12 protein-coding genes are annotated in these 13,244 nt (G+C 61.5%); 7 read left to right on the top strand and 5 right to left on the bottom strand.

What is annotated here, in order from left to right; genetic code table 11:
- Positions 1–5: 5 nt before the first annotated feature.
- Positions 6–452 (top strand): NUDIX hydrolase, encoded by a 447-nt coding sequence (locus FOT55_RS09310; RefSeq protein ID WP_025302526.1) that lies wholly within the window; start codon positions 6–8, stop codon positions 450–452.
- Between the two features lie 106 nt (positions 453–558).
- Positions 559–1,659, top strand: a complete 1,101-nt coding sequence (gene mnmA, locus FOT55_RS09305; RefSeq protein ID WP_025302525.1) for a tRNA 2-thiouridine(34) synthase MnmA — start codon at positions 559–561, stop codon at positions 1,657–1,659.
- A 50-nt stretch (positions 1,660–1,709) separates the two neighbouring features.
- Here the strand turns inward: mnmA and kup are convergent, their stop codons facing one another.
- Positions 1,710–3,578, bottom strand: a complete 1,869-nt coding sequence (gene kup / locus FOT55_RS09300; protein ID WP_016928067.1) for a low affinity potassium transporter Kup — start codon at positions 3,576–3,578, stop codon at positions 1,710–1,712.
- 331 nt (positions 3,579–3,909) lie between these two features.
- Between kup and hflD the strand changes: the two genes are divergently transcribed.
- Positions 3,910–4,536: a high frequency lysogenization protein HflD gene (gene hflD, locus FOT55_RS09295; RefSeq protein ID WP_025302523.1), complete on the top strand. Its 627-nt coding sequence runs from the start codon at positions 3,910–3,912 to the stop codon at positions 4,534–4,536.
- A gap of 22 nt (positions 4,537–4,558) precedes the next feature.
- A complete protein-coding gene (gene purB, locus FOT55_RS09290) occupies positions 4,559–5,929 on the top strand; it encodes an adenylosuccinate lyase (protein ID WP_033652066.1) in 1,371 nt (456 codons plus the stop codon).
- 48 nt (positions 5,930–5,977) lie between these two features.
- On the opposite strand, the gene FOT55_RS09285 is transcribed toward purB, so the two are convergent.
- From FOT55_RS09285 to pdxR, 3 genes are all read right to left on the bottom strand, one after another.
- Positions 5,978–6,682, bottom strand: coding sequence for a GNAT family N-acetyltransferase (locus FOT55_RS09285; protein WP_025302521.1), 705 nt, complete (start codon positions 6,680–6,682; stop codon positions 5,978–5,980).
- A 15-nt stretch (positions 6,683–6,697) separates the two neighbouring features.
- The gene (locus FOT55_RS09280) at positions 6,698–7,150 is read right to left on the bottom strand and encodes a GNAT family N-acetyltransferase (protein ID WP_043141490.1); all 453 of its coding nucleotides are present in this window, start codon (positions 7,148–7,150) and stop codon (positions 6,698–6,700) included.
- Between the two features lie 115 nt (positions 7,151–7,265).
- Positions 7,266–8,780, bottom strand: a complete 1,515-nt coding sequence (gene pdxR / locus FOT55_RS09275; RefSeq protein ID WP_147823395.1) for a MocR-like pyridoxine biosynthesis transcription factor PdxR — start codon at positions 8,778–8,780, stop codon at positions 7,266–7,268.
- 138 nt (positions 8,781–8,918) lie between these two features.
- Here pdxR and FOT55_RS09270 point away from each other — a divergent pair, with 138 nt between their 5' ends.
- The gene (locus tag FOT55_RS09270; protein ID WP_060432909.1) at positions 8,919–9,683 is read left to right on the top strand and encodes a GntR family transcriptional regulator; all 765 of its coding nucleotides are present in this window, start codon (positions 8,919–8,921) and stop codon (positions 9,681–9,683) included.
- Positions 9,684–9,687: 4 nt separating this feature from the next.
- Here FOT55_RS09270 and FOT55_RS09265 read toward each other — a convergent pair whose 3' ends face one another.
- A complete protein-coding gene (locus FOT55_RS09265) occupies positions 9,688–10,707 on the bottom strand; it encodes an ADP-ribosylglycohydrolase family protein (protein ID WP_025302514.1) in 1,020 nt (339 codons plus the stop codon).
- Positions 10,708–11,085: 378 nt separating this feature from the next.
- Here FOT55_RS09265 and phoP point away from each other — a divergent pair, with 378 nt between their 5' ends.
- Both phoP and phoQ read left to right on the top strand, forming a co-directional pair.
- Positions 11,086–11,757, top strand: coding sequence for a two-component system response regulator PhoP (phoP, locus tag FOT55_RS09260; RefSeq protein ID WP_025302513.1), 672 nt, complete (start codon positions 11,086–11,088; stop codon positions 11,755–11,757).
- Between the two features lie 5 nt (positions 11,758–11,762).
- On the top strand, positions 11,763–13,220 hold the full coding sequence (gene phoQ / locus FOT55_RS09255) for a two-component system sensor histidine kinase PhoQ (RefSeq protein ID WP_033638202.1): 1,458 nt from the start codon (positions 11,763–11,765) through the stop codon (positions 13,218–13,220).
- Positions 13,221–13,244 lie beyond the last annotated feature (24 nt).

The raw sequence follows: 13,244 nt of genomic DNA, 5'->3' as shown, positions 1-13,244 counted from the left end.
ACCGCATGTTCAAACCGCACGTCACTGTGGCCTGCGTGGTACACGCCGCCGGCAAATTTTTGGTGGTCGAAGAGACCATCAACGGCAAAGCGCTGTGGAATCAGCCGGCCGGCCACCTGGAGGCCGACGAGACGCTGGTGCAGGCCGCCGAGCGCGAGCTGTGGGAAGAGACCGGCATCCGCGCCACGCCGCAGGCGTTCCTGCGCCTGCACCAGTGGATAGCGCCGGATCGCACGCCGTTTCTGCGTTTTTGCTTCGTTATCGAGCTGGAACAGCCGCTGCCGACCGAGCCGCACGACAGCGACATCGATCGCTGCCTGTGGCTGAGCGCCGACGAGATTTTGCAGGCGCCCAACCTGCGTTCCGCGCTGGTGGCGGAGAGCATTCGCAGCTACCAGCAGCCGGAGCGCTATCCGCTGTCGCTGGTCGGCAGCTTCGCCTGGCCGTTTTAAGGGCGCCGAGCAGCACAAGATGACCAGTGCGCCGGCGCGGCCAACGTGGTAAAATCCTGCGCTTGTTTTTATCAGCACGGTTCGTGTTCAAGTTCGTGAGATCCCCATGTCAGACAACAGCCAGAAAAAAGTAATCGTCGGTATGTCCGGCGGCGTCGACTCCTCCGTTACCGCCTATCTGTTACAGCAACAGGGCTATCAGGTCGCTGGGCTGTTCATGAAAAACTGGGAAGAAGACGACGACGAAGAGTACTGCTCCGCCGCGACCGATCTGGCCGACGCGCAAGCGGTCTGCGACAAGCTGGGCATCGAACTGCACACGGTGAACTTCGCGGCGGAATACTGGGACAACGTGTTTGAGCTGTTCCTGGAAGAGTACAAGGCCGGCCGCACGCCGAACCCGGACATCCTGTGCAATAAAGAGATCAAATTCAAAGCCTTCCTGGAGTTTGCCGCCGAAGATCTTGGGGCCGATTTTATCGCCACCGGCCACTACGTGCGTCGCCAGGACGTGGACGGCAAGAGCCGCCTGCTGCGCGGCGTCGACGGCAACAAAGATCAGAGCTACTTCCTCTATACCCTGAGCCACGAGCAGGTGGCGCAAAGCCTGTTCCCGGTCGGGGAGTTGGAGAAGCCGGAGGTGCGCCGCATCGCCGAGCAACTGGAGCTGGTCACCGCCAAGAAGAAAGACTCCACCGGTATCTGCTTTATCGGCGAACGTAAATTCCGCGACTTCCTCGGCCGCTACCTGCCGGCGCAGCCGGGCCCGATCGTCAGCGTCGACGGCCAGACCGTCGGCGAACACCAGGGCCTGATGTATCACACCCTGGGCCAGCGCAAAGGGCTGGGCATCGGCGGTATGAAAGACAGCAGCGAAGATCCGTGGTACGTGGTGGATAAAGACGTGGCCAACAACGTGCTGGTGGTCGCGCAGGGGCACGATCACCCGCGCCTGATGTCCGTCGGCCTTATCGCGCAGCAGCTGCACTGGGTTGATCGTCTGCCGCTGACCGGCCCGTTCCGCTGCACGGTGAAGACCCGCTATCGCCAGCAGGACATCCCTTGCACCGTGACCCCACTCGACAGCGAACGCATCGAAGTGCGTTTCGACGAGCCGGTCTCCGCCGTCACCCCCGGCCAGTCGGCGGTGTTCTACCAGGGCGAAATCTGCCTCGGCGGCGGCATTATCGAACAGCGCCTGGCATAATTCGTCTGTCGCAAGAAAAACGCTGCGTTTACCGCAGCGTTTTTTTTTATTCAAAATTCCACCTGTGCCCCCAGTTCAATCACCCGATTCGGCGGGATTTCGAACAGATCCGGCGCCCTCAGCGCGTTGCGCTGCAACAGCTGGAATACCTTGCCACGCACGCGCAGATACCAGGGGCGCTTGCCTAATACCAGCGTATCGCGCGACATGAAGAACGAGGTCTCGTTCATGGTGAAGCTCATCCCCTCCAGCCCGCAGCGATAAAGGATGTCCGTCACGTTGGGCGTCTCGCGCCAGCCGTAGCTTGCCACCACCCGCCAAAAGCTCGCCGACAGCTGTTCAATCGCCACCCGCTGCACGTTGTGCACGTACGGCATGTCGGTGGTGACGATGGTCAGCAGCACCACACGCTCATGCAACACCTTGTTGTGCTTCAGGTTGTGCAACAATACCAGCGGCACCGCATGCGGTGTGCGCTCCATAAACACCGCGGTGCCCGGCACCCGCTTCGGCGGCGCTTTCTCCAGCGACTCGATCAGCGCGCTCAGCCCTTCCTGATTGTCGCGCAACCGGCGGATCAGGCGCGAACGCTCGGTCTTCCAGGTCAGCATGATCAGCAGAATCGTCAGCCCAAGCGCCACCGGCAGCCAACCGCCGGTCGCCAGCTTGATCAGGTTGGCACCGAACAGCGGTACGTCGATGCACAGCATGACCAGCAGCATCAGCCCGCCCAACGCGCGCGGCCAGCCCCAGTTTTTCACCGCCACAATGCTCAGCAAAATCGACGACAGCAGCATGGTGCCGGTCACCACGATGCCGTAAGCCGACGCCAGGTTGCTGGAGTGTTTGAAACTGATAATCACGATCAGCACCGCTGCGAACAGCAGCCAGTTCACCACCGGAATGTAAATCTGCCCGGATTCCTGATCGGAGGTATAGATGATACGCATCGGCGGCAGGTAGCCCAGCCGCACCGCCTGGCGCGTCAGCGAGAACACGCCGGAGATCACCGCCTGCGAGGCGATCACCGTCGCCAGCGTGGCGATCACCAGCAGCGGGATCAGCGCCCAGGTCGGCGCCAGCAGGAAGAACGGGTTGTTGATCGCCGCCGGATTGGCCAACAGCAGCGCCCCCTGGCCGAAATAATTCAACACCAGCGCCGGTGCCACCAGCGTAAACCACGCCAAACGGATCGGCTTTTTACCGAAGTGGCCCATATCGGCGTACAGCGCTTCGGCACCGGTGACCGACAGCACCACCATGCCCAACGCAAAGAATGACACCGCCTTGTATTCGAGGAAGAAATTCACCGCCCAGTAAGGGTTCAGTGCCCGCAGCACGCCGGGGTGATGCAGAATACCGCCGATGCCCAGCAGCGCGAGCGTCAGGAACCAGATAACCATCGCCGGGGCGAACAATTTGCCGACGCTGCCGGTGCCGCGTTTTTGGATCGCGAACAACGCGGTCAGCACCAGCAGCGACAGCGGCACGATAAAGCTGTCCAGCTCGGGGGCGATAATCTGCAGCCCCTCGATGGCCGAGAGCACCGAAATGGCCGGAGTGATCACCCCGTCGCCGTAAAAGAAGCTGCCGCCCACCAGCCCGATCAGCACCGCCGCCGGTACCCAGCGTGCATCCAGCTTGCGGATCGCCAGCGACATCAGTGTCAGAATGCCTCCCTCGCCGTCGTTGTCGGCACGCATCACAAAACAAATGTACTTAATTGACACCACCAGCGTCAGCAGCCAGAAAATCAGCGACAAAAAGCCGTAAATCGAGGCCGGCGTCAGGGTGATGCCCTCCTCCGCCGTCAGGCATTCGCGCAAGGTATACAGCGGGCTGGTACCGATATCGCCGTACACCACGCCGATGGCCGCCAGCGTTACCGCCGGCAGTGGCTGCTTGTTTTTTACGTGCATATAGAGGTCTTTATTTAAGGGGTCACGTTGGCAGTATAGATGCAGCCACCGCACTTTATTTGTCGCCGCAACAATAAGTTCGCACCGCCGCGCCGGCGATTTTCGCCGCCTATTTGCGCAGTTCTGCGCCGCACGGCGCATCCGCCTTGCCGCAGGCGTATTAGACGCTGGGTTTACCCTCGATTTTGTGGCATGATCCGCGGCATTCGTTGTCATCGTTGTTACAGCCACGCCCGATCGTTCCCGTTCGCGGCCGCCGCCGTTACCCTGGCGATACACACAACCTTATGCAGTAAGCCATGTACCGTTCACAGCGTTTACAGGAGTATTCGTGGCGAAGAATTATTATGACATCACGCTGGCCATGGCGGGCATCAGCCAGGCGGCGCGTTTGGTTCAGCAACTGGCCCACGAAGGGCAATGCAATCGCGAAGCCTTTCAGACCTCGCTGAAAAGCCTGCTGCAGATGGACCCGCCCTCCACGCTGGCGGTGTTCGGCGGCGAGGAGCGCAATTTGATGGTCGGCCTCGAAACCCTGATGGGCGTGCTTAACGCCAACAACAAAGGGCCGGGCGCGGAACTGACCCGCTACACCATCAGCCTGATGGTGCTGGAGCGCAAGCTCAACGCCAACAAACAGGCGATGAACACGCTCGGTGAACGCCTCGGCCAACTCGAACGCCAACTGGCGCACTTCGATCTTGAGTCAGACACCATCATCAGCGCGCTGGCCGGCATTTACGTCGACGTGGTCAGCCCGCTCGGGCCGCGTATCCAGGTAACCGGCTCGCCGGCTATCTTGCAGAACCCGCAGGTGCAGGCCAAGGTTCGCGCCACGCTGCTGGCCGGCATTCGCGCCGCCGTGCTGTGGCAACAGGTTGGCGGCAGCCGCCTGCAGTTAATGTTTTCCCGTAATCGTCTGTTCAAGCAGGCGCAAAATATCGTTGCTCATTGTTAATCGATCCCAGGAGTTGCTACCGATGGAATTATCCTCACTGACCGCCGTTTCCCCCGTTGATGGACGCTACGGTGATAAAGTCAGCGCACTGCGCCCCATTTTCAGCGAATACGGTCTGCTGAAATTCCGCGTACAGGTTGAAGTACGTTGGCTGCAAAAACTGGCCGCCTGCGCAGAAATCAAGGAAGTTCCCGCTTTTGACGCCGACGCAAACGCTTTCCTCGACAAAATCGTCGCTGAATTCAACGAAGAAGACGCTCAGCGTATCAAAACCATCGAGCGCACCACCAACCACGACGTGAAAGCGGTCGAGTATTTCCTGAAGGAAAAAGTGGCGGCGGTGCCTGCGCTGCACGCGGTGTCCGAGTTCATCCACTTCGCCTGCACCTCCGAAGACATCAACAACCTGTCGCACGCGCTGATGCTGCAAAGCGCCCGTCAGGACGTGGTGCTGCCTTACTGGCGTAAAATCATCGATGCGCTGAAAGGGCTGGCGCTGGAATACCGCGATATCCCGCTGCTGTCGCGCACCCATGGCCAGCCGGCGACCCCGTCGACCGTCGGCAAAGAGTTCGCCAACGTGGCTTACCGCATGGAGCGCCAATACCGCCAGTTGGAGCGCGTGGAGATCATGGGTAAAATCAACGGCGCGGTCGGCAACTACAACGCCCACATCGTCGCTTACCCGGAAGTGGACTGGCATCAGTTCAGCGAAGCGTTCGTGACCTCGCTCGGCATCACCTGGAACCCGTACACCACCCAGATCGAGCCGCATGACTACATCGCCGAGCTGTTCGACTGCGTAGCGCGTTTCAACACCATTCTGATCGACTTCGACCGCGACATCTGGGGCTACATCGCCCTGAACCACTTCAAGCAGAAGACCATCGCCGGCGAAATCGGTTCTTCCACCATGCCGCACAAGGTCAACCCGATCGACTTCGAAAACTCCGAAGGCAACCTGGGCCTGGCCAACGCCGTGCTGGGCCACCTGGCGGGCAAACTGCCGGTCTCCCGTTGGCAGCGCGACCTGACCGATTCCACCGTGCTGCGTAACCTGGGCGTGGGCCTGGGCTATGCGCTGATCGCCTACCAGGCCACCCTGAAAGGCATCAGCAAGCTGGAAGTGAATCAGGCACACCTGCTGGACGAACTGGATCACAACTGGGAAGTGCTGGCCGAGCCGATCCAGACCGTGATGCGCCGCTACGGCATCGAGAAGCCTTACGAGAAGTTGAAAGAGCTGACCCGCGGCAAGCGCGTGGACGCTGCCGGCATGCAGGCGTTCATCGATGGCCTGGCGCTGCCGGAAGAAGAGAAAACCCGTCTGAAGGCGATGACCCCTGCCAACTACATCGGCCGCGCCACCACCCTGGTCGACGAGCTGAAGTAAGCGCTTTAGCCCGATAAAAAGGCGGCCCGCGGGCCGCCTTTTTGCTTATTATTCGCCGCGCAACACCTGCAGCCGAGCTATCTGCCGCCCCTGCGCATCGAAGTTGTCCGCGCTAAGCCAGCGCGCCAGCGCCTGTCGTACCGTCGGCCACCGGTCGGCGGTGATGGCGAACCAGTCGGTATCCCGGCTGCGCCCCTTGACGATCACCGCATAGCGGAAGTTACCCTCGTAGCGAAAGCCAAAGCGCAGCGCAGCCTGGCGGGAGGGCGCGTTATGGCTGTCGCACTTCCACTCGCAGCGGCGGTAGCCCAGCGTGTCGAAGGCATAGCGCAGCAGCAGCGCGATAGCCTCGGTGGCGCTGGAGCGCTGTTTCATCAACGGCGACCAGCTGACGTGGCCGATCTCCAGCACGCCATTGGCCTCGTCGATGCGCATCAGCGCCACCGTGCCCACCGGCGCGTCGCTGGCGGCGTCGAACACCGTCAGATTAACCAGCGTCGGGTTGGCCTGCAGCGTTTCCAGATGCTGCAGCATCGCCGCCGGCGTATCGGGCCGCTCGATAGACAGATAGGTCCAGTCGCGGCCGTCCGGCGCCAGTTGAAACGCCTCGAACAGCGCGGCGTAATCCCGCTGCGGCTCGAGCGGCGCCAGCGAGCAGAAACGCCCGCCGAGCGTCGCGCCGCCCGGACGGCGAGCCGGCTGCCAATCCGGCATCGGTTCGCCAATCGGCTGACCATAACGATTCATTGCCATACACGCCTCCTGCGGTTAACGGGTATAAACGATAAACGAGCTTCTTCTGCCGATTTTGTCGTACAGCGAGCGCGCCGGCGCGTTGTACTCCTGGGTCATCCAGTAGACCCGATCGCTGCCGCGCGTCTCTGCCAATCGGTACGCCTGTTCGAACAGCTTTTCCGACACCTTATGGCCACGCGCCTGCGGCGACACATAGAGATCTTCGATATAACAATAGCCGACTGCGCTCCAGGTGGACGGGTGGAACACCAGGTTCATCAGCCCCAGTAGCTGGCCGTCGGCATCCTCCGCCACCAGCCCGTACACCTGTTCATCCTGCCCCAGGCGTTCGAAGGTGCGATCGGTCACCTGCGGCGCCACATCGGCGCGGTAAAAGTCGAGATAGCCCTGCCAGAGCGCCAGCCATTGCGCTTTGTCGTCGCCATTGATTCTGCGGATAGTCACTTCAGGGTTTGATGGGTTCATAGCGCCTCACGGTGTAAGATATTATTTCCATTAGGGAAATAATCGGATAGCGGCAGAATACACCGCATGGCGGCGGTACAATACGGACCAATTCAAAACGCCGAGCAGACCAATTTTAGCCATCGCTTTCCACCGGCAGCGCGTTGAACACCTGCGCCAGCGTGGCGATAAAGCGCACGATCTCATCCGGCGTATAGGCCGAGAAGCCGAGCACCAACGCCCCGCGCTGCGGTGTGCCGGTGTAGAAGTCCGCCAGGCCGTACAGCCGTATCCCCCTTTCGGCGGCCGCCACTACCAGCCGCCGCTCCGTCGCCGCATCCGCCAACGGGCAAACCAGCTGCAGCCCGCCCTGCGGCAGCGCCGGACGCGTCCAGGCAGCAAGGTGACGATGCACCGCGTCGTACAGCACGTCCAGCCGCGCTTTGTACAGCGTGCGCATATTGCGCAGATGCTCAGCGTAGCCGCCCTCGTGCAGGAAGTGGAACAGCGTCATCTGCGCCAGCGCCGACGTGTAGCCGTCCTGAAACTGCCTGGCGGCGACCAAGGGCCGCACCAATTGAGGCGGCGCGATCATGAAACCGATGCGCAGCCCCGGAAACAGCGTCTTGCTGAAGGTGCCGATGTACAGCGTACGCCCGCCGCTGTCCAGCCCCTGCAGCGCCGCCTTGGTTTGCCGGTCGTAGTTGAACTCGGCGTCGTAGTCGTCTTCGATGATCCAGGCCCGGCAGCGCTGCGCCCACTGCAACAGCGCCAGCCGCCGCTCGAGGCTCAGCGAATACCCCAGCGGGTAATGATGGGACGGCGTAATGTAAACGCCCCGCCCGCCGCCCGAAGCCTGCATCAACTGCCCGACGTCCAGCCCTTGTTCATCGATGCCGATCGGCCGCGCCTGCAGCCCCGCCGACTGCACCAGTTTTTTTGCCCCCTGGTAACCCGGCTCTTCGACGAATACCGCATCGCCGGGATCGAACAGCACCTGCGTACACAACGCCAACGCCTGCTGAGAGCTGGTGACCACGATCACCTGTTCCGCCGTCGCCTTGACGCCCCGCTCCCGCTGCAGATAGTGCGCGATCTCCGCGCGCAGCTCCGGCAGCCCTTGCGGATCGGCATACCCCAATAATCGCTCGCCGTGCCGCCGCAGCGCCTGCTTTTCCTGCTGCAGCCATTGCTCGATGGGGAACGCCCGCAGGTCCGCCAGCGAAGGCGTCAGCGAAGCCTGGCGGCAGGTGTGCGGCGTATGGCTGACCGCCAGCAGCGCCCGGCCGCGATCGCTCAGCTCGCGCTCCGCCAGCCGCGCCTCTTGCCCCGTCGCCGTCGTCAGCAGTTCACGGCCGAGCAGCGTGTCACTACGATAACGCACAAAGCTGCCGCGCCCCACCATTCGGCTGATGAACCCCTCAGCCTCCAGCCGCGCGTAGGTCTGTTCCACCGTGTCGCGCGCCACCGTCAGCCGGGCAGCCAACGTACGGCTCGGCGGCAGCTTCGCCCGCCAGGGCAGTTCTCCGGCGGCAATCAGTTGCAACAGAGCCTGATGCAGCGCCGAACGCCGGGTCAGGCCTTGTTGCCGCTGCTGCGCGAAGGCGGCCAGGATTGCCGCGTCATCCGCGTAGGGTGGGTGATCACTCATGGGCAGTCTGTTTCTCCGAGCTTAAGGCGATTGCACACTACTCTACCCCATTTCCCCTCTTGGCGGCGGCAGTTGCGCTGCCCGGCGAAATCCCCTTAAATAAGCCATCGCAATGCGGCTACAGGATTTCCGTCGGCTATGAGCAAGGAGACCAACCAGCGTCTGCTGGACAAACTGCAGCAGGATCTGGCCAGCGCGGGCGCGATGCCGCTGTATTTGCGCTTCAACGCCTCGGTGCGCCAGGCTATCGATCAAGGATTGCTGAATGCGGGGGATTTTTTGCCCAGCGAGCGCCTGTTCACCGAACGGCTCGGCATCTCGCGCATCACGGTACGCAAAGCGTTGGCCTGCCTCGAGCAGGACGGCCTCATCGGCCGTTCACGCGGTTACGGCACCTTTATCCAACTGCAACGGCCCGAACCGAAGCTGTTCTATTCTTTGGCAGACGTCAAAGGATTCTCGAGCGAGGTGTTACAGCAGGGGCGCCGGCCAGATACGCAATGGATCAGCCGCGCGCGGGTACCCGCCAGCGCTGAACTGGCTGAAAAGCTGCAGCTGGCGGCCGGAACGCCGATCTACACACTCAAACGCATTCACTTGATCGATCGGCGGCCGATGTCGGTGGCGGTGTCCTACGTGGTGGTGGCGGCGATTGCCAACGTCGACGAGATCGGCATCTCGCTGTACGACTACTTCCGGCGCAATAACGTCGAAATGGGATCGCTGCGCAGCCAGGTCAGCGCTGCGATGGCCGACGACGACATCCGCCGGGCGCTGCAATTATCAGAACCGATGCCGCTGCTGATCGTGCGTCAAACGCTGTTCGACCACAGCAAGAAGCCGATCGAATACAGCGAAAGCTTCTGCCGCAGCGACATGTACGAGTTTACCAGCGAAAGCTGATCCGTTATGCCTCGCCCTGCCGGCGGCGGCGAAAGCGCACGAACGCCTGAACGTAAGCCTCGATATCCAGCGGATTCATCCGTTTTAACTCCGCCAGCAACCCGGCTTCGATCGCTTCTGCGCCATGCAGCGCGCCGCAAATCGCAGTGGCCATCGCACCGATGGTGTCGGTATCGCCGCCCAGGTTGGCGCACAGCACGGCGCACCGGGTAGGGTCGGTTTGCGCCAGCTGCACCATCGCCAGCGCCGCCGGCACCGACTCGATGGTGCTGACCCCGGCGCCGATCAGTTGATACACCCGCTCGGAGGCCTGCTCGGGATCGCTGGCTTCATCCACCACCTGAAACGCCAGCTCGATACGCGCCGCCAACGAGGGGCTGAACGTCGTCTCCTGACGGCGCTGGGCATACTCCGCCACGCCCGGCAGCGCCAGGCGAATCGAGGCCCAGTCCGCGCCCTCCACCGCCCGCGCAACCGCCCAAGCGATCGCGACGGCCCCGGCGACGGCGATGTCAGATTTGTGCGTCGGGCTGGAGGCCAGCCACACCTGCTGACAGAACTCCTCCAGCGGCGCAGACGGCAGCACGCAGCCTAAAGGCGAAATGCGCATTGCCGCACCGTTGGTGATGCCGTTGTTTTCCAACTCGGCGATTGGCGTTCCCGCTTTCTGCTCGCTCAGCGCCAGTTTGGAACTGGGGCCGAGAATGTTCTTGTTGAAGGCGTCAAAACTGTCCACCCAGCGGATCACGTTGCGGGCGATCAACTCTGGCACCACCTCGCCTTTCGCCTCCCGCAGCGCATCGGCCAGCGCTAACGCCATCGCGGTATCGTCGGTATATTGCCCGGCCTTGAAGTAGCAGGCGGCCGAGTTCTCCGCCGGCCCATCAAGGAAACCGTCTATCCAACCGAAATGGCGCTTAACCCGCTCGCGCGGCCACAGCTCGGAAGGCATGCCGAGCGCGTCGCCCAGCATCTGTCCGTAAAGTGCGCCCGCTATGCGTTCTGCCTGGGTTAACTGCTTCATCCGTCGCTCCTGAGAAAATATGCCGATATCTCGATAATACCTTATTAGTACCTTTAAAGCTTATCAAGCGCCCCGGTTCACATTTTGCTTTCGCGACAATGCCTGGCGCGTTTAAGTTGCGTTTAACGTTGCCCCGTCGCTGTTTATCCGACGTTTATCAGAAGTTGTCGATAATGTCGGCGAACAAATTGATAACGCTTATTTTAATACATTGCTTCGGTTCTCTTGCGAGCCGGGCGGGTTATACCTACCATAGCCTCAGCACTTTTTGTCAAAATGGTTCAGGTGGCCGCGTTATCCCCTGACACGCCGCAGAGCGTGTTCCCTTTTATCGCGTGGGTGACAGGACGTTCACCCGCACAGTCACAGGAGTTCGCCATGCGAGTACTGGTTGTTGAAGATAATGGTTTGCTGCGCCACCACCTTTCCGTTCAGATGCGCGAGATGGGCCATCAGGTCGACGCGGCCGAAGACGCCAAGGAAGCCGATTATTTCCTGCAGGAACACGCGCCGGATATTGCCATCGTCGATCTCGGCCTGCCGGGCGAAGACGGCCTGAGCCTGATCCGCCGTTGGCGCGCGCACCAGACCAAACTGCCGATCCTGGTGCTGACCGCCCGCGAAAGCTGGCAGGACAAAGTGGCGGTGCTGGAAGCCGGTGCCGACGACTATGTCACCAAGCCGTTCCACCTGGAAGAAGTGATCGCCCGCATGCAGGCGCTGATGCGCCGCAACAGCGGCCTGGCTTCGCAGGTGATCGTGCTGCCCCCGTTCCAGATCGATCTGTCGCGCCGCGAACTGAGCGTCAACGATCGGCAGATCAAGCTGACCGCTTTTGAATACACCATCATCGAGACCCTGATCCGCAACGCCGGCAAGGTGGTGAGCAAGGATTCGTTGATGCTGCAGCTCTACCCGGACGCCGAACTGCGCGAAAGCCACACCATCGACGTGCTGATGGGACGTTTGCGTAAAAAGGTGCAGGCGGAATACCCGCATGAAGTGATCACCACGGTACGTGGCCAGGGTTATCGTTTTGACGCGAAGTGAACATGATGTTCAACAAGAATAAAAAACCGTTTTCGCTGCGCGCCCGCTTCCTGATGGCGACCGCCGGGGTGATCCTGGCGCTGTCGCTCTCTTACGGTTTGGTGGCGGTCGTCGGCTACATCGTCAGCTTCGACAAGACCGCCTTCCGCCTGCTGCGCGGCGAGAGCAACCTGTTCTTCAGCCTGGCTCAGTGGAAAGACAACAAGCTCACCATCGCCATCCCCCCCGATATCGATCTCAACTTCCCGACGCTGGTCTTTATCTACGACGATAAGGGCAACCTGCTCTGGAGCCAGCGCAAAGTGCCGGAGCTGGAGAAGCTGATCAACAAGGAATGGCTGGAAGAGTCCGGCTTCTACGAAATCGACACCGACACCCGCGTCAGTAGCGAAGTGCTGGGGGATAACCCCAAGGCACAGGATCAGCTGAAGAATTACGACGATACCGATCAGAACGCGCTGACGCACTCGGTGGCGGTCAACACCTATGCCGCCACGCCTCGGCTGCCGGCGCTGACCATCGTGGTGGTCGACAGCATTCCGCAGGAGCTGCAGCGCTCAGACGTGGTGTGGGAGTGGTTCAGCTACGTGCTGCTGGCCAACCTGCTGCTGGTGGTGCCACTGCTGTGGCTGGCGGCCTACTGGAGCCTACGGCCGATCAAGGCGCTGGTCAATCAGGTGGGCGAACTGGAGAACGGCGAACGCGATCAGTTGGATGAGAACCCGCCCAGCGAACTGCGCGGCCTGGTGCGCAATCTGAACATTCTGGTGCGCAACGAGCGCCAGCGCTACACCAAATATCGCACCACCCTGTCGGATCTGACCCACAGCCTGAAAACGCCGCTGGCGGTGCTGCAAAGCACCCTGCGCTCGCTGCGCAGCGGCAAGCAGACCACCATCGAAGAAGCCGAGCCGATCATGCTGGATCAGATCGGGCGCATCTCGCAGCAGATCGGTTACTACCTGCACCGGGCCAGCATCAACTCCGGCCAGACGGTGCTGACGCGCGAGATCCACTCGGTGCCGGCGCTGCTCGACAGCCTGGTGGTGGCGCTGAACAAGGTTTACCAGCGCAAAGGGGTGGTGATCACGCTGGATATCTCGCCGGAAGTGACCTTTATGGGCGAGAAGAACGACTTTATGGAAGTGATGGGCAACGTGTTGGAAAACGCCTGCAAATACTGCCTGGAGTTCGTTGAGATCACCTCGCTGCACTCCGAGAAAAACCTCACCATCGTCATCGACGACGACGGCCCGGGCATCCCGGAAAGCAAGCGCCAGCTGATTTTCCAGCGCGGCCAGCGGGTGGATACCCTGCGCCCCGGCCAGGGCCTTGGCCTGTCGGTGGCGGCGGAGATCATCGAGCAATACGACGGCGAAATCGTCATCAGCGACAGTCCGCTCGGCGGCGCGCGCATGCAGGTCACCTTCGCCCGCCAGCACGACACCCACCACAACGAGTAAATTATGCCGCTGCGGCCCCGATCC

Origin of the sequence: Serratia bockelmannii (assembly GCF_008011855.1) — a bacterium.
Classification (GTDB): domain Bacteria; phylum Pseudomonadota; class Gammaproteobacteria; order Enterobacterales; family Enterobacteriaceae; genus Serratia; species Serratia bockelmannii.
Note: the sequence above shows the minus strand (reverse complement) of the source record. Positions and strands in the feature narration are given on the sequence as shown.

Excerpts from the sequence above, each read along its gene's own strand:
- FOT55_RS09310 (WP_025302526.1), top strand. The coding sequence starts at position 6 with ATGTTCAAACCGCACGTCACTGTGGCCTGCGTGGTACACGCCGCCGGC.
- mnmA (WP_025302525.1), top strand. The coding sequence starts at position 559 with ATGTCAGACAACAGCCAGAAAAAAGTAATCGTCGGTATGTCCGGCGGC.
- kup (WP_016928067.1), bottom strand. The coding sequence starts at position 3,578 with ATGCACGTAAAAAACAAGCAGCCACTGCCGGCGGTAACGCTGGCGGCC.
- purB (WP_033652066.1), top strand. The coding sequence starts at position 4,559 with ATGGAATTATCCTCACTGACCGCCGTTTCCCCCGTTGATGGACGCTAC.
- FOT55_RS09285 (WP_025302521.1), bottom strand. The coding sequence starts at position 6,682 with ATGGCAATGAATCGTTATGGTCAGCCGATTGGCGAACCGATGCCGGAT.
- FOT55_RS09280 (WP_043141490.1), bottom strand. The coding sequence starts at position 7,150 with ATGAACCCATCAAACCCTGAAGTGACTATCCGCAGAATCAATGGCGAC.
- pdxR (WP_147823395.1), bottom strand. The coding sequence starts at position 8,780 with ATGAGTGATCACCCACCCTACGCGGATGACGCGGCAATCCTGGCCGCC.
- FOT55_RS09270 (WP_060432909.1), top strand. The coding sequence starts at position 8,919 with ATGAGCAAGGAGACCAACCAGCGTCTGCTGGACAAACTGCAGCAGGAT.
- FOT55_RS09265 (WP_025302514.1), bottom strand. The coding sequence starts at position 10,707 with ATGAAGCAGTTAACCCAGGCAGAACGCATAGCGGGCGCACTTTACGGA.
- phoP (WP_025302513.1), top strand. The coding sequence starts at position 11,086 with ATGCGAGTACTGGTTGTTGAAGATAATGGTTTGCTGCGCCACCACCTT.
- phoQ (WP_033638202.1), top strand. The coding sequence starts at position 11,763 with ATGTTCAACAAGAATAAAAAACCGTTTTCGCTGCGCGCCCGCTTCCTG.